A 16418-nucleotide genomic window follows, 5' to 3' on the forward strand; every position below is an offset into this window, starting at 1 on the left:
GTCACCCCCCACCCCTCCTCGGCCGACCTCTCAGGAGCCGCCATGTCCCACCCCGACCCAGCGGGCACGCAGGTGCGCCGCGTCCTCGCCGTCATCCCCGCCCGAGGCGGATCCAAGGGCGTGCCCGCCAAGAACCTCGCCCCGGTCGGCGGTGTGCCCCTGGTGGCCAGAGCCATCCGCGAGTGCCTGGCCGCCCGCCTGGTCACCGACGTCGTCGTCTCCACGGACGACCACGTGATCGGCGAGGCCGCCCGCGCCGCGGGAGCCGAGGTCGTCCTGCGCCCCGCCGCGATCGCCGGTGACACCGCGACCAGCGAGGCCGCCGTCCTGCACGCCATGGACGCCCACGAGGCCCTGCACGGCGCCGCCGTGGACGTCGTCCTGCTCGTGCAGTGCACCAGCCCCTTCCTCACCCGCGAGGACATCGACGGGGTGGCCGCAGCGGTCGTCGAGAACGGCGCGGACACCGCCGTCACCGTCGCCCCCTTCCACGGCTTCATCTGGCGCGACGCGGCCGACGACGCCGACGATGCCACGGACGGCTCGGCGGACGTCACCGCGCAGCGCACGGACGCCGCCGGCGGCACCGCGACCCTCGCCAACTCCACCCGTACGCGCGGCGGTTACGGCGTCAACCACGACAAGTCCTTCCGGCCGCGCCGCCAGGACCGCCCCCAGGACCTCCTGGAGACCGGCGCCGCCTACGCGATGGACGCGGCGGGCTTCCGCGCCGAGAAGCACCGTTTCTTCGGCCACACCGAGCCCGTGCGCACCGACCCCGCCCGCGTCCTCGAGGTCGACGACCCGCACGACCTCGCCCGCGCCCGCGCGCTCGCCCCGCTCTTCGACGCGGACCGCGCGGACGCCCTGCCGACCGCCGCCGACATCGACGCGGTCGTCCTCGACTTCGACGGCACCCAGACCGACGACAGGGTGCTGATCGACTCCGATGGAAGGGAGTTCGTCTCCGTGCACCGCGGGGACGGCCTCGGCATCGCGGCCCTCCGCAGGAGCGGCCTGAACATGCTGATCCTGTCCACGGAACAGAATCCGGTCGTCGCCGCGCGCGCGAAGAAGCTCAAGCTTCCCGTCCTGCACGGCATCGACAGGAAAGACCTCGCACTGAAGCAGTGGTGCGAGGAACAGGGCATCGCGCCCGAGCGCGTGCTCTACGTCGGCAACGACGTCAACGACCTCCCGTGCTTCGCCCTCGTGGGCTGGCCCGTGGCGGTCGGCAGTGCCCACGACGTCGTACGCGGCGCGGCCCGCGCGGTCACCACCGTCCCCGGCGGTGAGGGCGCGATCCGAGAGATCGCCACCTGGATCCTCGGCCCCTCTCTCGACTCCCTCCACAGTTAAGGACTGTTCTGCCATGAGCTCCATCACCCCCATCGGCGCCAACTCCCGCCTCCGTCAGTTCGGTTCGAAGACGGCGGGCCCCGGCCAGCCCGTGTACATCACCGGCGAGATCGGCATCAACCACAACGGTGACCTGGAGAACGCCTTCGCGCTCATCGACGTGGCCGCCGAGGCCGGCTGTGACGCCGTCAAGTTCCAGAAGCGCACCCCGGAGATCTGCACCCCGCGCGACCAGTGGGACATCGAGCGCGACACCCCCTGGGGCCGCATGACCTACATCGACTACCGCCACCGCGTGGAGTTCGGCGAGTCCGAGTACCAGGCCATCAGCGAGCACTGCGCCAAGCGCGGCATCGACTGGTTCGCGTCCCCGTGGGACACCGAGGCCGTCGCCTTCCTGGAGAAGTTCGACCTGCCCGCCCACAAGGTCGCCTCCGCCTCGCTCACCGACGACGAGCTGCTGCGCGCCCTGCGCGCCACCGGACGCACGATCATCCTCTCCACCGGCATGTCGACGCCGAAGCAGATCCGCCACGCGGTCGAGGTCCTCGGCTCGGACAACATCCTGATGTGCCACGCCACGTCGACGTACCCGGCGCAGGCCGAGGAGCTCAACCTCCGCGTCATCAACACCCTCCAGGCCGAGTACCCGAACGTCCCGATCGGCTACTCCGGCCACGAGACCGGCCTGCAGACCACGCTGGCCGCGGTCGCCCTCGGCGCCACCTTCGTCGAGCGCCACATCACCCTGGACCGCGCCATGTGGGGCTCCGACCAGGCCGCCTCCGTCGAGCCGCAGGGCCTGACCCGTCTGGTCCGCGACATCCGCACCATCGAGGCGTCCCTCGGCGACGGCGTCAAGAAGGTCTACGAGTCGGAGCTCGGCCCGATGAAGAAGCTGCGCCGCGTCCCGGGCGTCGTCGCCGAGAGCGAGTCGGCCGAGACCGAGCCGGTCGCCGTCTGAGCACGCGACCCGCTTTAACCGGATACGGATTAACGGGATACGGACATACGACGATGAGCCCCCGAGTCGGCCGAGCCGCCGATGCCACCGGCACCACCGCTCCCTCCACGCTCGCCTTCGTGGAGAGCCCTGTTCAGCTTCTGAACGTCCTGGAGTGGGCGCACGCCGCGGCCGCGACGGGCCCGACCGGGGGACTCACCGTCGTCGTCCTCTCCCCGAACGACCCGATGACGCGCGGCCAGCTGCGGCGCATGGCCCAGCTGGCCCGTGACGAGGGCGTCGAGGTCCGCTGGGAGGAGGCGCGCGGTGGCACCGCCGCCCCCTTCCACACCATCGGCGGCCTCGCGGGCCCGCTGCGCAGGGCCGACCGGATAGTGATCGGCGACCCCTTCTCGCGCTACGTGCAGCTGCTGCTCACGATCACGCGCGCCCGCTCCCTGGTCGTCGTGGACGACGGCACGGCCACGATGGAGTTCATCGCCCAACTGGCCCGTGGGGAACGCCTGGTGCGCTGGCACCGCAAGGGCGGCAGACCGGGCCCCCGTGACCTGGTCTTCGCCCCGGTGTCGGCCACGGCACGGCGCCGCCTCACTCCCGGCGGGGCGCGTGCCGTGGAGGTCTTCTCCGCGATGCCCATCGACCAGGCACCGGACGGCGTGACGGTCTCCGTCAACGCCTTCGCCTGGACCAGGGAGCGCTTCGGACCGCCCCGCATCACCCGGGGCGCCGACCTCGTCGGCACCTCCCTGGTGGAGACCGGGGTGGTCGACCCCGACCGCTACGTGGAGGCGGTCCGCGCGCTCTCGCACACGCACGGCGCGACCCGCTACTTCGCACACCGCCGCGAGAGCGCCGAGAAGCTCCACCGCCTCGCGGTCGAGACGGGCCTCCAGGTCGTACGCCCCGACCTGCCCCTGGAGCTGATCGCGCGGCGCGGCCCCATCGGCCGTACGATCCTCAGCTTCCCCTCGACGGTCGTGCACACCCTGCCGCTCGCCCTCGCGGGCACCGAGGTGAAGGTCGCGGTCTGCGACATCGACCCGGCCTGGCTGACCGAGACGGCGTCCCCGCGCGCCCAGGGCTTCCTGTCCGGGGTGACGGGGACGGCACGGGACGTGCACCGCCTGACGTCGGTGCGGCACACGGCACCGGCGTGAGCCCGCACGCTCAGGCGGCGGCGAACCCCTTCACGTACCGCCGCTGCCAGGGCGTCTCCACCGCGTGCCGGTCGTAGCGCGCGCGGACGAACGCGACCGCTTCCCCGGCGGGCACCCCGTCGAGGACGGCGAGGCAGGCCAGGGCGGTCCCCGTCCTGCCGCGCCCGCCGCCGCAGGCCAGTTCGACGCGTTCGCCCGCGGCGCGGGCCCAGGCGTCGCGCAGCACCTCGCGCGCCCGCGCCCGGTCGGCGGGCAGCCGGAAGTCGGGCCAGCGCAGCCAGACGTGCTCCCAGGCGATGCCCTCCGGCGCCTTGCCGAGCAGATAGACCCCGAAGCCGGGCGTCGGCCCCTCCGGCAGCGGGCGCCGCAGCCCCCGCCCCCGGACGAGCCGCCCGGAAGGAAGCCGCAGGACGCCGGGCGCGTCGGCCTGCCAGGTCGCTGTCGTCGCGCGGTGATCCTCGCTCATGGCCGCTCATCGTACGGAGTCCTCTCGTACGGAGCTCCTCTTGTACGGAGCTCCTCAGACCCCTGTCCGCAGATACGTCCAGGTGTTGGGGCCGACGATGCCGTCGTCGTTCAAGTGCCAGGAACGCTGGAACTTCTTCACGGCCGAGCGGGTGTCCTTCCCGAACCGGCCGTCGATCCCGTCGGGTCCGATGCCGATGCCCCGGAACCGGAGCAGCGCCTGGATCTCCTTGACCTGCCTGCCGCTGTCGCCGTAGTCGCTGTAGACGTTCCTGGTGTCGTAGCCGCAGTAGAAGCCGAGGTTGGTGCGCCACGAGCAACTGGCCGACACGGACGGCGCGGTGGGTTCGGCCGCCGACGCGGTGGTGGCGGCGACCCCGGTCGCGGCGGTCGCGGCGAGGAGGCCTGCGGCGAGCACGGTCGCTGCCTTGTGGTGGTGGGTCATGGGTGCTCCTGAGGAGAGGAAGGGGCGGCGCTCCCGTGTGCGGCCGCCCGGACCCGAAGCACGCTAGGTGCGCGGCCGCCCGTGCCGCGTCCAGCGGGAGTGTGACTCCTCTGTGCACCCACGGTTGTGGCGGGGTCAACCCTCGGCGTAGCTCCTTGGGGGCATCAACCCCGCGCGGTACGGGCGAGAAGGCGCGGCATCGCGGCGATGCGCACCGGGAAAGGCCCCCGTCCGAGACCATCCCTCAGCGTTGTTCCGGACAGAGTGCGCCCGGCGCCGCGTTGTTGGGCGTGCACGTCACCAGGGCCAAAGACAGGTAGGACTGTCCGTTCAGGTAGTGGCCGAGCGACACGTCGCCACCCCATCCCAGACGATCGGCAGCCGCCGCCACGTGCACCGCTAGCCGCGTCGTGTCCCGATCCTGCTCGGAGGCAAACCGCGGAGCGTACTCGGCGAGCTGAAGCGCCAACCACTCGGCGGCCAGCTTCGGCTCCTTCCATGTGCCCCGGATGAGCTTCGACGGCTTCATCAGCCAGTGAGCAGTCTCGATAGGCGGCAGGCCGGTCACGGGGAACTCGGCCACGACTTGGCGGTAACGGGCGGCCAGCCGCAGACCGTCCTTGTCGTCCTCACCTGCTGGCGGTGGCGGCGGATCGGGGTACGGCGGCCGTCTCAACGCGTCCTCGTCGAAGTGCGCTCTAGGGCCGGTCCACAGATAGGCGTGGATGTGCAACGGGCGTCCCACCTCGGGGAGATGCGGAAGCGGCCCCCAACCCACGGGGACGGGTCGAGAGCCGCTTTCAGGGAGTGCCGTGGATCAGGCGGAGAGTCCGAAGCGCGCCGGGTCGATACCGGCCGCGTCCAGTTCCTCCGTGGTGAACCTCAGGGGCTCCGCATGGGGCCGCTTGCTGTCGCGCAGGGCCCACGCGTTGGGGCCGATCTTCGCGAGCTGTGCGCACGCTTCGCCGTCCGGGTGCGTGCTACCTCCGCACGCCTTGACGAACACGACTCCGTCGATGGGCAGGGCGTACAGGTCGGTTCCGGGCATGGTGCACCTTCCTGGGGGCGCTGACAGGATAGGCCGGGGCTTCCTCTGTTTGGTCGGCATCTGCCTATCGTGGCCCCGGTGCGGCAGGGCTTCTAGCCTGTTTCCTGTTCCCTCAAGAAGTCATCTCGGATGCCCGCGACAAGGCTTCGCATGTCCTCGCCCGAAACGGCTACCTGCTCGAATCCTTCGAACTTTTCCGCGTAGAGCTCCACGTCCCGGAACTCGGTAGTAGTGATCTCGGCGTGGGGAATTTCGACGATGACTAGCCGTTTGTCGAAGAGGACGAAAGAGGAGCTGGGGAGGTCGACCATCTGCACTGAAAGCGGCACGACGCCGATGCTCACGTTGGGCATTCGCGACATGCCGATGATCTTGTCCAGCTGTGCGGCCATCATTCGCGGTTGGATGAGCCGCCACCTGAGAACGGATTCCGTGATGACGAATCGGAACGTGCGAGCTGTGTCGTACAAGACGCCTTGGCGACGGACGCGTGCCCCGTCGTCTTTTCCAGGATGGCATCCGTGTAGCCGTGCCTGCCCAAGACTGCACGCACGTATTCCGGGGACTGGAGCAGGCCGGGAACGCACACCGGCTGGAAGAGACGCATCAGTGTCGTCTGAGCTTCTATCGCTCTGATCGCTTCCTGATGCTTGTGCAGGCCGGTGCGCCGGTAGATGCGCCACGCTGTCGCCTCGGTAGCGGCCATACGGGCCGCCTCGGCCAGCTGTGCCTTGATCTCTTCGGAGACTTCCAGCGCGGTAAGGACGCGCTCGACGTCCATGAGGCTCGGAGTGATGACCCCGTTTTCAATCTTGCTGAGCTTGCTCGGGGACATGGTTGCGCTCCGGGCAACCACCTTGGCTTGCTTGCCGCTAGCCTCCCGTAGCTCCCGCAGCGCCGCACCGATATCAATCGTGGTCACTCCGGCTTGTACCGCTCCCACCATTCAGCGAACGGCTCGGCTCGCCGCATCGCCTCATCCCGATGTGCTAGCCATTCTTGAGCCTGACTCTCTGGGAGGAGCTCGGCCCCTACGAACTCCCCGAAATCGCCGTACTGCATAGAAACGACGTTCCGTTCATCGAACGCCCAGAAGTCCGGAACACCTTGAAGCGGGTTCGGCTGCTCTGTGGTGTCGAGAATGAAGAGCTCTTCACCAGCTGCCTGGTTCCGAATGTAGCCCCAGCCCAGTTCGAAGCGAAGATAATTGCTCAGCGGCCGGGAAAGGATGTGAACCCGGTACATACGCCTACCGGCCTCTATGGCGTTCCGTACAGTAGTCACCCATCCCGCCGACTTGTACTCTTCCGGCTGCGGCTTACCGGCCAGAAAAGCGTGATAGGCATCAACGCCCCCTGACTTGCTGTAGTCGTCCAGCGTCTCCAGCCGGAACGCCTCTTGCTGAAACTCCGTGAAGAGCTTTCCGAAGTCGTCAGGTGAGATGTTCACGGGCAACCCTCTTGAGCAGTGCCATGGGGATACGGACAGCCGTCTCGTGCTCCGGCATCTTCATAATGGAGAGCGCTTCCTCGTCCTCCACCTTGAAGCCCTGCACTAAGACATGCTCGGCGTCCTTGTCGATGGCCCACACGGTCGGGCACGGGCCCTCATCACACTCGCTCGCGAGCTGTCTGGGCTTCACCGGCTGACCCCCTGCATAGGTGGCGTGTGTTCTTGTTCGATCCTTCCGACCCTGTAGCCAGGGGGTCAAGGGGCGGCAGTTGAGAGAACAGGAAACCGCCCTTCGTCAGCGCCGCATGTTCTTGACGGCGCGTATGAGGGTGCCGAGTTGGGTGCGGGACGTGCTGAGGATGACCTCTGGCTCGTCGCTTTCGCGGAGGCGGATCGTTCCGTCGGGGGCGGTGGCGATGTTGACGCAGGAGGAGGCTTCTTGGCTGTACGTCGACTTCTGCCAGGCGAGTTCGGTCACGGTGGTGGGCTTCCTAGACGTCTTTGATGAGCTGGGCGATGAAGTCGCGGGACTTGGCCGGGGCGAGGGCGGCACGCTCCATGCGGTCCAGGACCAAGCGGTAGCGCTCCAACTGGGCTGGGGAGTCGATGAGTTCGCCTCCGTGATCGGTGTCGATCTGAACGGTGTCCAGTTGCCGAACCGGGCCGTGGAGGTAGTCGACGCCCTGGCCCGAGGTGTGGAAGGGGCCGCTTTCGAAGGGGACGACGGCCAGGGTGACGTGGTCGAGGTCGCCCATGTCGATGAGGTGGCCGAGCTGGTCCCGGTTCGTGGTCCGGTCGCCGAAGCGCATGCGCAGGGCCGCTTCGTGGATGATCGCCGTATAGGGCGAGGGCTGGTCGCGGTGGAGTACGGCCTGACGCTTCACCCGGTGGGAGACCCGGTGTTCGATCTCGTGGGGTTTGAGCTGCGGGACGGTCTGGTCGAAGAGGGCTCGCGCATGGGCGGCGGTCTGGAGCAGGCCGGGGATGTTGATGATCTGGGCGACGCGGATCCGCGTCGCGTGGTGCTCCAACTCGGTCAGGTCCAGCATGCGCGGCGAGAGGATGTCGCGGTACTCCTCCCACCAGCCGCGTCGGCGATCACCTGGCATGGCGGCGAGGGCGTCGACCAGTTCGCCGTCCGTGCAGTCGTAGTGTCCCGCGAGCGCGCGCACGCGGTCACCGCTCACTCCGTAGCGCCCCGCCTCGATGTTGCTGATGCGCGACTGGGGGACACCCAGGAGCGCAGCCGCCTCGGTAACGCTCAGGTCGGCGCGCTCGCGCAGTCGGCGCAGTTCGGTGCCGAGGCGTCGTCGACGCACCGTCGGCAGGGAACTCGGCTCGGGCATCGATTGCTTCTCCTCGTCCGTGCATGCGTTGCAGAGGTACCCCACACGGGGGAACATGGTCTGCATTTCCTGCTAAGCATGGAATGCAGACCATGCTACGTCCTACGGTGTCACTCGAACCGCTCAACTGCCCCCCCGTAAGCCGGAAGCGCACCGCACCGCACGGCGCGGCATGCCACCGCCGGGAACCGGCAACGAGCGAGCCGAACTCCGCCCCCAAGGAGGCGACATGGCAACCGTATCCCCGCCCCACACCTGGTCGTACGCCCTTCACCTGCCCCACGACCCCCGTGCTCCCCGCATCGCCCGCATGACGCCCCGCGCCGTCCTTCCCGCGTGCGGACTGGCTGAACTGGCAGACCTTGCCGAGCTGTTGACGTCCGAGCTCGTCACCAATGCCTATCGGCACTCCGAGGGCCCCGCCGCCCTGCGCCTGCGCGGCACCGACGACCCGTGCGGGCTGCGGGTCAGCGTGTGGGACACGAACCCGCACATCCCTTCTCCTTTCGACAAGCCGCCCGGCCGCCGAGGCCCACTGCGCCCTGTCCCGCACGAGTCGGACAGCGGGCGCGGTCTCGGCCTCGTCGCGCAGTGGGCCCGGGCCTGGGGCGGACACCCCCTGGGTGACGACCTCTTCGGGCGGGGCGGCAAGCTGCTGTGGTTCGAGCTCGGCGCCTGAGGGGCTTCGTCACTGCGGGAGGGGTGGACGGATGGGAGAAGAGGAGGCCCGGCCCCCCGTGAGCGAGTGGTGGAGCGTGTACCGCCGCACGCCGGGCGCGTCGGCGATGGCCGCCTCGTGCGCTGCCGCGTCGGTCCACTCCGAGACGACGATCGCGCGTCCGCCGTCCGCCGTCAGGTGAAGGTGCGTGGCCAGCAGGCCGGTTGCCGGTGTGCTCGCGTTCTCCAGCGTCTGCTCCACGGCCTCCGTCATGGTGATCGCGAAGACGCCGGGGGAGTGCTCCGCGTCGTGCACCACGCTGCGGTGCAGCCGGGTCCGGTTGAGGCCAGGCCGTTCGATCCCCGGCACCAGCGTGTCGACGCGGCTGATCACGGCGGTGCGGTAGGCGCGGGCCCACGCCAGGTGGTCCTCGTCGCTGGTCCACTGCGCGTAGTGGAGGAGCCCCGTGCCGTCCGTCGCGACGAAGAGGTGCTGCGCGAGCCGCGCGGGAGGGGCCTCGGCGGCGGCCCACTCCTGGACGACGGCGTCGGCGGCCGCCCGGGTGCGCTCGGGGGTGCCGGTGCGCCACTCGCTGATCAGGACGGTGCCCGCGTCGGGATGGATGAGGTCCAGGAGATGTGTCATGCCACCCGACGCTCCACCCTCAACTGCGGTTGAGGTCAACCGCACGGCCGAACGCCAGGCGCGGGCGGGCTCCGCGCAAGGACGTCAGCGAAACGTCAGCGGTGGAACGGCGAAGCGTGAGCGGCAGGCGTCAGACTCATGAATGTCTGCAGGTCAGGCACGGATTTCCGCGAGACCGGCGTGAGCCGTGCCGCGCCGCCACCACCTTCAGCACCTTCACCACCTTCACCACCTTCACCACTCACGGGGGATTTCCCATGCGTACGTTCCGCAGCCGCACCACCGTCCTCGCCGCCACGGCCACCGCCGCCCTCGCCCTGACCCTGACCGCCTGCGGCGGCGGGGACGAGGGCTCCGACGCGAAGTCCGCGGGTTCGGCGTCCGGCGGCTCGGCGTCGTCCTCGTCGACCGGCACCGACAAGGGCACGTCGTCCGGCACCGGCACCGGCGCCAGCACGTCGAACGGCAGCGGCACCGGCACCGGCAAGGGCACGTCGGGCGACGACGGCGCCGCGAAGGCGTCCGCCGGTGACGCGGGCTCCAAGGCCGCGCCCCTGTGCACCACCAAGGACGTCAACATCAGCGCCGCGAACCGGGGTGGCCCGCCCTACACCCACATCGTCCTGACGGCGAAGAACACCTCGGGCCACAGCTGCACGATGAACGGCTTCCCGCAGGTCCAGTTCCTGGAGAGCCACAAGGAGAACGTCCCCGCGGTCGCCAAGAGCAAGCCCGCGGCGCCCGTCGTCCTGTCCGCGGGCGCCCCCGCGTACGCCCTGGTGAAGCTGTCGGACGGCGGCAAGGAGGAGGCCACCGAGCCCGTCACGGCCTTCTCCGTCATGCTCCAGGGCGGCAGCGGCCAGGCCGCCGTCAAGGCGCCGGGCGGCAGCGGCATCGCCGTTGACCCGGCGAAGTGGGCGACCGGCTACTGGACGCCCGAACTCCGCAACGGCGCGGACGACTTCTGAGCCGTCCTCCCCGCTGGCCGGAGCTACCCTCGCCGCATGGCGATCACATACGAGTGGCGGGGTGACTTCGAGGACCCGGAGGTCAACCTGCTGCACGCCGAGGGGTTCGGGCATCCGGCGCTCGACATCGGGTGGCGGGAGCAGGTGCGGCGGCACAGCCTGGGGTGGGTCTGCGCGCGGGACGGAGCGGGCGCGGGGGAGCTTGCCGGGTTCGTCAACGTCGCCTGGGACGGCGGCGTGCACGCCTTCGTTCTCGACACCGTCGTGGCCGGGCGGCGCCGGGGGCAGGGCATCGGCGCCGCGCTCGTGGCCCGCGCCGCGGAAGGCGCGCGCGACGCCCGGTGCGAGTGGCTGCACGTCGACTTCGACGACGAACTGCGCGGCTTCTACTTCGACGCCTGCGGGTTCAGGTCGACGGCGGCGGGGCTCATCGCACTCTGACGGCAGCAGCAGCGGCCTACGACGGCCGCGCGATCACATGGAACGCGTTGCCCAGCGGATCGGTGAGCCGCGCCATGCGGCCGTACGGCATGTCCGACGGGGCGTCGGCGTCGCCGCCCGCCGCCACCGCGCGGGCCACCACCGCGTCCGTGTCCGCCACTTCGAACGTCGTCTCCCAGCGCGACGAGGGCGCGTCCGGGGCGCCGAAGACGCCGCCGATCTCGTGGCCGTCCGGGCGTCGCAGGAACGTGAAGTCGAAGTCCGGGAGGTCCTCGTTGCCGTCCAGGGTGTAGGAGAAGAGCGTCGCGTAGAAGGTCCGCGCGCGCTCCGCGTGCGGTGTCGACAGGTCGTTGCGGACCAGCGCGCCCGGCTCGTTCACCAGCTCGCAGCCGAGCAGGTCCCGGCCCTGCCAGAGTCCGAACTCCGCGCCCACCGGGTCAAGGAGCACGGCGGCGCGGCCCAGCGGGCCGCGCTCGGCCGGGCCCCGGGTCACCGTCGCGCCCGCCGCCACGGCGCGGTCCGTCACCGCGTCGCAGTCGTCCGCGGCGAAGTACATCCGCCAGGCGCCGAGGCGGGGCGCGCCCTCGGGCACCGTCCGCAGCCCCGCGACCGGGCGGCCGCGCAGCAGGCAGGTGATCCCGCGGCCCGCGTCGGCGCGGAATCCCCCACGGAAATCCTCGCGGGAATCTTCGAGGGAATCCTCGCGGAACTCCCAGTCGAACACCGCTCCGTAGAACTCCGCCGCGCGCTCGGCCGCGGCTCCTTCGGTGACGTCGAGGTCGGTCCACGTGGGCGTGGACTCGGGCTGGTTTCCGGTGAGGAAGCTCATGGATCCCACGGTAGGACTCCACTAGGACAGGAACTGTCCTAGTGGGGGATCGTCTCCCCCGCGCGGCGGACCCGTCCCCTCCCGTACGACGACGTGGCGGCCGCCCCACCGCGCCAGCATGAGAACCATGTTGAAGATCGACGCACTGCCCACCGTGCCCCGCTGGGCCGCACTCGCCGCCCACGCCGTGCCACTGATCACGCTGCCCTCCGCGCTCTGGCGGGTGGCCCTGGTCGCCGGCCTGCCCGTCACCGCCGAGCCGCAGAGCGGCACCGGCGAAGCCGCGTACATCCTCATGCTCAGCGTGGTCTCGGAAGGGCTCGCGCTCCTCACGCTCGGACTGGTGCGCGGCTGGGGCGAGACCGTACCGTCGTGGCTGCCCGGCATCGGAGGGCGGCCGGTGCGGCCGCTCGCGGCCGTCGTGCCCGCGCTCCTCGGGGCGTTCGCCCTGTTCGCGCTGCTCGGCTGGGCCTTCTACGCACCGATCGCGGGGCTCGGAGACGGCTCCGTCACGGACAGCTCGGCACAGACGGCCCTGCTCCTGGTGTGCTATGCGCCGCTGGTGGCCTGGCCGCCCCTGCTCACGGCGGTGACGGTGGCCTACTACAGGCGCCGAACGGCATCCGCATCCTTCGTAGCGGCATAAAAGTTTACCCATCGCGACCGACGCCCATGCGCCACGCGGCCACGAATTCTTCCCCTATCGGGCTGAACTTTTGTTGATCGTGGGTCAGTTGGCCCCCGCGTCGGCCTACCCTTCACAGGGTGAACCAATTGATGTCCCGCGAGTCCGAAGCCGAGCCGGGATCCGAGTCCGCTCCCGCGGAAGCACTGCCCGGCGCGCTGCCCGAAGCGCTGCGCGCCGAACTCGTCGCCTTCCGCCGCGACTTGCACATGCACCCCGAGCTCGGCAACCAGGAGTTCCGTACCACCGCGGCCCTCAAGGCCCGCCTAGAGGAGGCGGGGCTCAAGCCCCGTGTGCTCGCCATTGGTACGGGGCTGACCTGCGACATCGGCGACTGGGACGGCGTGAGGCCCATGCTCGCGCTGCGCGCCGACATCGACGCGCTGCCCATCCCCGACACCAAGACGGGCGTCCCGTACCGCTCGACCGTGCCCGACCGCGCCCACGCCTGCGGACACGACGTGCACACCACGGTCGTGCTCGGCGCGGGGCTCGTCCTCGCCGACCTCGCCGCGCGCGGCCAACTGCCCCACCCCGTCCGGCTGATCTTCCAGCCCGCCGAGGAGGTCCTGCCGGGCGGCGCGCCCGACGCCATCGAGTCGGGTGTCCTCGACGGCGTCGGCCGGATCGTCGGAGTGCACTGCGACCCCCGCGTCGACGCGGGCCGCATCGGCCTGCGGCACGGGCCCATCACCTCCGCCTGCGACCGCCTCGAAGTCGCGCTGGACGGCCCCGGCGGGCACACCGCGCGCCCGCACCTCACCACCGACCTCGTGACCGCCGCCGCCAAGGTCGTCACCGAGGTCCCCGCCCTGGTCGCCCGGCGCATCGACGCCCGCTCCGGTCTCTCGGTGACCTGGGGCCGCATCGAGTCCGGGCACGCCTGCAACGTGATCCCGCAGCACGCCGAGCTCTCCGGGACGGTGCGCTGCCTGGACCTCAAGGCCTGGCGGCAGGCGCCCGACCTGGTGCACGGCGCCATCCAGGAGGTCGCCGAGCTCTACCGGGCCAAGCCCGAGATCAACTACATCCGGGGCGTGCCGCCCGTGGTCAACGACCCGTCGGTCACCGACCTGCTGCGCGAGGCCATGACCGAGCGGCGCGGCCCGCTCGCCGTCGAGGACACCGAACAGAGCCTCGGCGGCGAGGACTTCTCCTGGTACCTGGAGCACGTGCCGGGCGCCATGGCCCGGCTCGGCGTGCGCAAGCCGGGGGAGCGCACCGTCCGCGACCTCCACCAGGGCGACTTCGACGCCGACGAGTCGGCCATCACGGCCGGCGTGGAACTCTTCACCGCGGCGGCGCTGTTGGACGCGGGCCGGGAGTGACCCCCGGCGCGAGGAGGTGCACGCGGAGGTAGGCGAAGAGGTACACGAATAGGTAACGGCCGTGCGAAACCCCGTTCCCTTTCTTTCTACGCGCGTTACTGTGCGCCGAAATCAGCGCCGTCAACGGTGCGTTGGGGAACGTAAGGAGTACGTCCTATGCGTCGTGTATCGAAACTTTCCCAAGTGGCCGTGGCGGTGGCGAGCCTCGCCCTCGCGGCCTCCGCGTGCGGCAAGACCAGCGACGAGGCGTCGAAGGACGACGGCAAGGACAAGGGGTCCGCCGGTTCGTCGGAGTACAAGGGCAAGGGCATCGGCCTCGCCTACGACATCGGCGGCAAGGGCGACCAGTCCTTCAACGACGCCGCCTACGCGGGCTACTCGAAGGCCCGCGAGGAGTTCAAGATCGGCGGCGTGGACATGGAGCCGGGCGACGGCGAGTCCAGCGCCGACAAGGTCCAGCGCCTCGAACAGCTCGCCAGGCAGGGCTACGACCCGGTCGTCGGCGTCGGCTTCGTCTACGCGCCCGCCGTGCAGGCCGCCGCGAAGAAGTACCCCGACACCACCTTCGGGATCATCGACGACAACACCGTGAAGGCGGACAACGTCGTCGACCTGGTCTTCCACGAGGAGCAGGGCTCCTATCTCGCGGGGGTCGCCGCGGCCAAGGTCTCCAAGGCCAAGCACGTCGGCTTCGTGGGCGGCGTGGACATCCCGCTCATCCACAAGTTCGAGGCGGGCTTCGTCCAGGGCGTGAAGTCCGTGGACCCGAAGATCGAGATCGAGAAGCGCTATCTGACCGAGAAGCCCGAGGAGGGCGGCTTCTCCAGCCCCGACAAGGGGCAGAACGCCGCCAGCGGTCAGATCGAGGCCGGAGCGGACGTGATCTACCACGCCGCCGGGCTCTCCGGGCAGGGCGTCATCCAGGAGGTCGGCTCGCAGAAGAAGTGGGCGATCGGCGTCGACTCCGACCAGTACAAGCAGAAGGCCCTCGCCAAGTACAAGGACCACATCCTCGGCTCGGCCTTCAAGGACGTCGGCGGTGCGGTCTACGACCTGACGAAGTCGGTCGTCCAGGGCAAGCCGATGAAGGGCGAGCAGCGCTACGACCTCAAGTCGGGCCGCGTCGGGTTCTCCGACTCCAATCCGAAGTACACGGCGATGAAGGACGTCGTCGCCGCCGTGGAGAAGGCCAAGAAGGACATCATCAGCGGCAAGGTCAAGGTCAAGATCGCGCCATAGCTCCGCGGCGCGGAGACGTTTTACGTAGTACGTACTGCGGCGCCTGGGCGCCCCCACGAAGGGGGCGCCCACTCGGCGTTCGGGCGCCGGACATCTGGTGGCCACAGCTCGATAACGGACCGGACAGAAGGGTTCTTATGTCAGGTCTACGCGCGTTACGCTGCGGCGAAATCAGCGCCAGGTGAGGCGCTCGTACGTGCTTGTGCTTGCTTGTACTAAGGAGTTCGTCTCTATGCGCCGGGTGTCTCGAATAGCTGTCGCGGGCGCCGCGACCGCCGCCCTCGCCGTCTCCGTCTCTGCCTGCGGTGGCACGTCAAGCGACGCCGCCGCCAGCAAGGACGACAAGAACAAGGGCGTCGCCATCGCCTACGACGTCGGCGGCGCCGGCGACCAGTCGTTCAACGACGCCGCGACCGAGGGCATGAAGAAGGCCGCCGCCGAGTTCAAGACCGGCGAGAAGGCCGTCGAGCCGGTCGACGGCGAGTCGGACGCCGACAAGGCGCAGCGCCTGACGCAGCTCGCGAAGCAGGGCTACAACCCGGTCATCGGCGTCGGCTACGCCTACGCCCCGGCGATCAAGGAAGTCTCCGCGAAGTTCCCGAAGGTCTCCTTCGGCATCGTCGACGACGAGACCGTCAAGGCCAAGAACGTCTCCGACCTGGTCTTCAGCGAGCAGGAGGCGTCCTACCTGGCAGGCGTCACCGCCGCCAAGGTCACCAAGTCCAAGACCGTCGGCTTCGTGGGCGGCGTGGACGTGCCGCTCATCCACAAGTTCGAGGCGGGCTTCGTCCAGGGCGTCAAGGACACCAACCCCAAGGTCAAGGTCGTCAAGCAGTACCTGACCGAGAAGGCCGAGGACGGCGGGTTCACCAGCCCCGACAAGGGCAAGACCGCCACCCAGGGCCACATCGAGAAGGGCGCCGACGTGGTCTACCACGCCGCGGGCCTCTCCGGTCAGGGCGTCATCGAGGCCGCCGCCGCCAAGAAGGTCTGGGCGATCGGCGTCGACTCCGACCAGTACAAGCAGGACGCGCTCGCCAAGTACAAGAAGTACATCCTGACCTCGGCGACCAAGGACGTCGCGGGCTCGGTCTACAACCTGGCGAAGGCCGTCGAGGACGGCAACGCCAAGGGCGGCGTCGTCCGCGCCGACCTCGCCTCCGGCGGTGTCGCGCTGACCGACTCGAACCCCGAGTTCAAGAAGATGACGGATGTCCAGGCCGCGGTGAAGAAGGCCGAAGAGGGCATCAAGAGCGGCAAGATCAAGGTCAAGGCCAAGCCGTAGCGGCATACCGGCTGCCGTGACGAGTGGCCTGCCGGCTGCCGCGACACGTGGCATACCGGCTGCCGTGACAGCAGCGTGATTCTCGTGCGACGGGGTGTGGGGGA

20 protein-coding genes and 1 pseudogene are annotated in these 16418 nt (G+C 69.8%); 10 read left to right on the top strand and 11 right to left on the bottom strand.

Annotated features, from left to right (window positions below):
* The first annotated feature begins 42 nt into the window (after positions 1–42).
* From KY5_RS25400 to KY5_RS25410, 3 genes are read left to right on the top strand one after another with little or no spacing between them, the layout of a single operon-like run.
* Positions 43–1359 (top strand): N-acylneuraminate cytidylyltransferase, encoded by a 1317-nt coding sequence (locus tag KY5_RS25400; RefSeq protein ID WP_098244385.1) that lies wholly within the window; start codon positions 43–45, stop codon positions 1357–1359.
* Positions 1360–1372: 13 nt separating this feature from the next.
* Positions 1373–2323: an N-acetylneuraminate synthase family protein gene (locus KY5_RS25405; RefSeq protein WP_098244386.1), complete on the top strand. Its 951-nt coding sequence runs from the start codon at positions 1373–1375 to the stop codon at positions 2321–2323.
* Between the two features lie 53 nt (positions 2324–2376).
* The gene (locus tag KY5_RS25410) at positions 2377–3480 is read left to right on the top strand and encodes a hypothetical protein (RefSeq protein WP_098244387.1); all 1104 of its coding nucleotides are present in this window, start codon (positions 2377–2379) and stop codon (positions 3478–3480) included.
* Between the two features lie 10 nt (positions 3481–3490).
* Here KY5_RS25410 and KY5_RS25415 read toward each other — a convergent pair whose 3' ends face one another.
* From KY5_RS25415 to KY5_RS25450, 9 genes and pseudogenes are all read right to left on the bottom strand, one after another.
* Positions 3491–3946, bottom strand: a complete 456-nt coding sequence (locus KY5_RS25415; RefSeq protein WP_098244388.1) for a protein-tyrosine phosphatase family protein — start codon at positions 3944–3946, stop codon at positions 3491–3493.
* Between the two features lie 54 nt (positions 3947–4000).
* Positions 4001–4390 carry a peptidoglycan-binding domain-containing protein gene (locus KY5_RS25420; protein WP_098244389.1) on the bottom strand — a complete coding sequence of 130 codons (390 nt, stop codon included), beginning with the start codon at positions 4388–4390 and terminating at the stop codon, positions 4001–4003.
* 244 nt (positions 4391–4634) lie between these two features.
* Positions 4635–5123: a hypothetical protein gene (locus tag KY5_RS25425; RefSeq protein ID WP_098244390.1), complete on the bottom strand. Its 489-nt coding sequence runs from the start codon at positions 5121–5123 to the stop codon at positions 4635–4637.
* 84 nt (positions 5124–5207) lie between these two features.
* Positions 5208–5438: a DUF397 domain-containing protein gene (locus tag KY5_RS25430; RefSeq protein ID WP_098244391.1), complete on the bottom strand. Its 231-nt coding sequence runs from the start codon at positions 5436–5438 to the stop codon at positions 5208–5210.
* A gap of 92 nt (positions 5439–5530) precedes the next feature.
* A pseudogene (locus tag KY5_RS25435) lies at positions 5531–6384 on the bottom strand (helix-turn-helix domain-containing protein).
* A complete protein-coding gene (locus KY5_RS25440; RefSeq protein WP_098244392.1) occupies positions 6357–6887 on the bottom strand; it encodes a DUF6879 family protein in 531 nt (176 codons plus the stop codon). Before KY5_RS25440 ends, KY5_RS25435 begins: the two are co-directional and overlap by 28 nt.
* Positions 6871–7080: a hypothetical protein gene (locus tag KY5_RS41500; protein ID WP_107645710.1), complete on the bottom strand. Its 210-nt coding sequence runs from the start codon at positions 7078–7080 to the stop codon at positions 6871–6873. Before KY5_RS41500 ends, KY5_RS25440 begins: the two co-directional genes overlap by 17 nt.
* Positions 7081–7185: 105 nt before the next feature.
* Positions 7186–7368 carry a DUF397 domain-containing protein gene (locus KY5_RS25445; RefSeq protein WP_098244393.1) on the bottom strand — a complete coding sequence of 61 codons (183 nt, stop codon included), beginning with the start codon at positions 7366–7368 and terminating at the stop codon, positions 7186–7188.
* Positions 7369–7381: 13 nt separating this feature from the next.
* Positions 7382–8236 carry a helix-turn-helix domain-containing protein gene (locus KY5_RS25450; protein ID WP_098247477.1) on the bottom strand — a complete coding sequence of 285 codons (855 nt, stop codon included), beginning with the start codon at positions 8234–8236 and terminating at the stop codon, positions 7382–7384.
* A gap of 229 nt (positions 8237–8465) precedes the next feature.
* Between KY5_RS25450 and KY5_RS25455 the strand changes: the two genes are divergently transcribed.
* Positions 8466–8915 carry an ATP-binding protein gene (locus KY5_RS25455; protein WP_098244394.1) on the top strand — a complete coding sequence of 150 codons (450 nt, stop codon included), beginning with the start codon at positions 8466–8468 and terminating at the stop codon, positions 8913–8915.
* A gap of 9 nt (positions 8916–8924) precedes the next feature.
* Here the strand turns inward: KY5_RS25455 and KY5_RS25460 are convergent, their stop codons facing one another.
* Positions 8925–9539, bottom strand: coding sequence for an antibiotic biosynthesis monooxygenase (locus tag KY5_RS25460; RefSeq protein ID WP_098244395.1), 615 nt, complete (start codon positions 9537–9539; stop codon positions 8925–8927).
* Between the two features lie 257 nt (positions 9540–9796).
* On the opposite strand from KY5_RS25460, the gene KY5_RS25470 reads away from it, so the two are divergent.
* A complete protein-coding gene (locus KY5_RS25470) occupies positions 9797–10507 on the top strand; it encodes a DUF4232 domain-containing protein (RefSeq protein ID WP_098244397.1) in 711 nt (236 codons plus the stop codon).
* A gap of 36 nt (positions 10508–10543) precedes the next feature.
* On the top strand, positions 10544–10948 hold the full coding sequence (locus KY5_RS25475) for a GNAT family N-acetyltransferase (RefSeq protein WP_098244398.1): 405 nt from the start codon (positions 10544–10546) through the stop codon (positions 10946–10948).
* Positions 10949–10964: 16 nt separating this feature from the next.
* Here KY5_RS25475 and KY5_RS25480 read toward each other — a convergent pair whose 3' ends face one another.
* On the bottom strand, positions 10965–11777 hold the full coding sequence (locus KY5_RS25480) for a VOC family protein (protein ID WP_098244399.1): 813 nt from the start codon (positions 11775–11777) through the stop codon (positions 10965–10967).
* A gap of 127 nt (positions 11778–11904) precedes the next feature.
* On the opposite strand from KY5_RS25480, the gene KY5_RS25485 reads away from it, so the two are divergent.
* The 4 genes from KY5_RS25485 to KY5_RS25500 all read left to right on the top strand — a co-directional run bounded on the left by KY5_RS25485 (position 11905) and on the right by KY5_RS25500 (position 16314).
* Entirely contained in the window at positions 11905–12423 is a 519-nt protein-coding gene (locus KY5_RS25485; RefSeq protein ID WP_199843230.1) for a hypothetical protein, read from the top strand.
* 131 nt (positions 12424–12554) lie between these two features.
* Complete coding sequence (locus KY5_RS25490; protein ID WP_098244401.1) at positions 12555–13790, top strand: M20 family metallopeptidase; 1236 nt, start codon at positions 12555–12557, stop codon at positions 13788–13790.
* A gap of 156 nt (positions 13791–13946) precedes the next feature.
* Positions 13947–15029, top strand: coding sequence for a BMP family lipoprotein (locus KY5_RS25495; protein WP_098244402.1), 1083 nt, complete (start codon positions 13947–13949; stop codon positions 15027–15029).
* Positions 15030–15261: 232 nt separating this feature from the next.
* On the top strand, positions 15262–16314 hold the full coding sequence (locus KY5_RS25500) for a BMP family lipoprotein (RefSeq protein WP_098244403.1): 1053 nt from the start codon (positions 15262–15264) through the stop codon (positions 16312–16314).
* Positions 16315–16418 lie beyond the last annotated feature (104 nt).

This window comes from Streptomyces formicae, from assembly GCF_002556545.1.
Lineage (GTDB): Bacteria > Actinomycetota > Actinomycetes > Streptomycetales > Streptomycetaceae > Streptomyces > Streptomyces formicae_A.

Bases quoted from the DNA above. Each gene is read 5' to 3' on its own strand.
- KY5_RS25400 (WP_098244385.1), top strand. From the start codon at position 43: ATGTCCCACCCCGACCCAGCGGGCACGCAGGTGCGCCGCGTCCTCGCC.
- KY5_RS25405 (WP_098244386.1), top strand. From the start codon at position 1,373: ATGAGCTCCATCACCCCCATCGGCGCCAACTCCCGCCTCCGTCAGTTC.
- KY5_RS25410 (WP_098244387.1), top strand. From the start codon at position 2,377: ATGAGCCCCCGAGTCGGCCGAGCCGCCGATGCCACCGGCACCACCGCT.
- KY5_RS25415 (WP_098244388.1), bottom strand. From the start codon at position 3,946: ATGAGCGAGGATCACCGCGCGACGACAGCGACCTGGCAGGCCGACGCG.
- KY5_RS25420 (WP_098244389.1), bottom strand. From the start codon at position 4,390: ATGACCCACCACCACAAGGCAGCGACCGTGCTCGCCGCAGGCCTCCTC.
- KY5_RS25430 (WP_098244391.1), bottom strand. From the start codon at position 5,438: ATGCCCGGAACCGACCTGTACGCCCTGCCCATCGACGGAGTCGTGTTC.
- KY5_RS25450 (WP_098247477.1), bottom strand. From the start codon at position 8,236: ATGCCCGAGCCGAGTTCCCTGCCGACGGTGCGTCGACGACGCCTCGGC.
- KY5_RS25455 (WP_098244394.1), top strand. From the start codon at position 8,466: ATGGCAACCGTATCCCCGCCCCACACCTGGTCGTACGCCCTTCACCTG.
- KY5_RS25460 (WP_098244395.1), bottom strand. From the start codon at position 9,539: ATGACACATCTCCTGGACCTCATCCATCCCGACGCGGGCACCGTCCTG.
- KY5_RS25470 (WP_098244397.1), top strand. From the start codon at position 9,797: ATGCGTACGTTCCGCAGCCGCACCACCGTCCTCGCCGCCACGGCCACC.
- KY5_RS25475 (WP_098244398.1), top strand. From the start codon at position 10,544: ATGGCGATCACATACGAGTGGCGGGGTGACTTCGAGGACCCGGAGGTC.
- KY5_RS25480 (WP_098244399.1), bottom strand. From the start codon at position 11,777: ATGAGCTTCCTCACCGGAAACCAGCCCGAGTCCACGCCCACGTGGACC.
- KY5_RS25485 (WP_199843230.1), top strand. From the start codon at position 11,905: ATGTTGAAGATCGACGCACTGCCCACCGTGCCCCGCTGGGCCGCACTC.
- KY5_RS25490 (WP_098244401.1), top strand. From the start codon at position 12,555: ATGTCCCGCGAGTCCGAAGCCGAGCCGGGATCCGAGTCCGCTCCCGCG.
- KY5_RS25495 (WP_098244402.1), top strand. From the start codon at position 13,947: ATGCGTCGTGTATCGAAACTTTCCCAAGTGGCCGTGGCGGTGGCGAGC.
- KY5_RS25500 (WP_098244403.1), top strand. From the start codon at position 15,262: ATGCGCCGGGTGTCTCGAATAGCTGTCGCGGGCGCCGCGACCGCCGCC.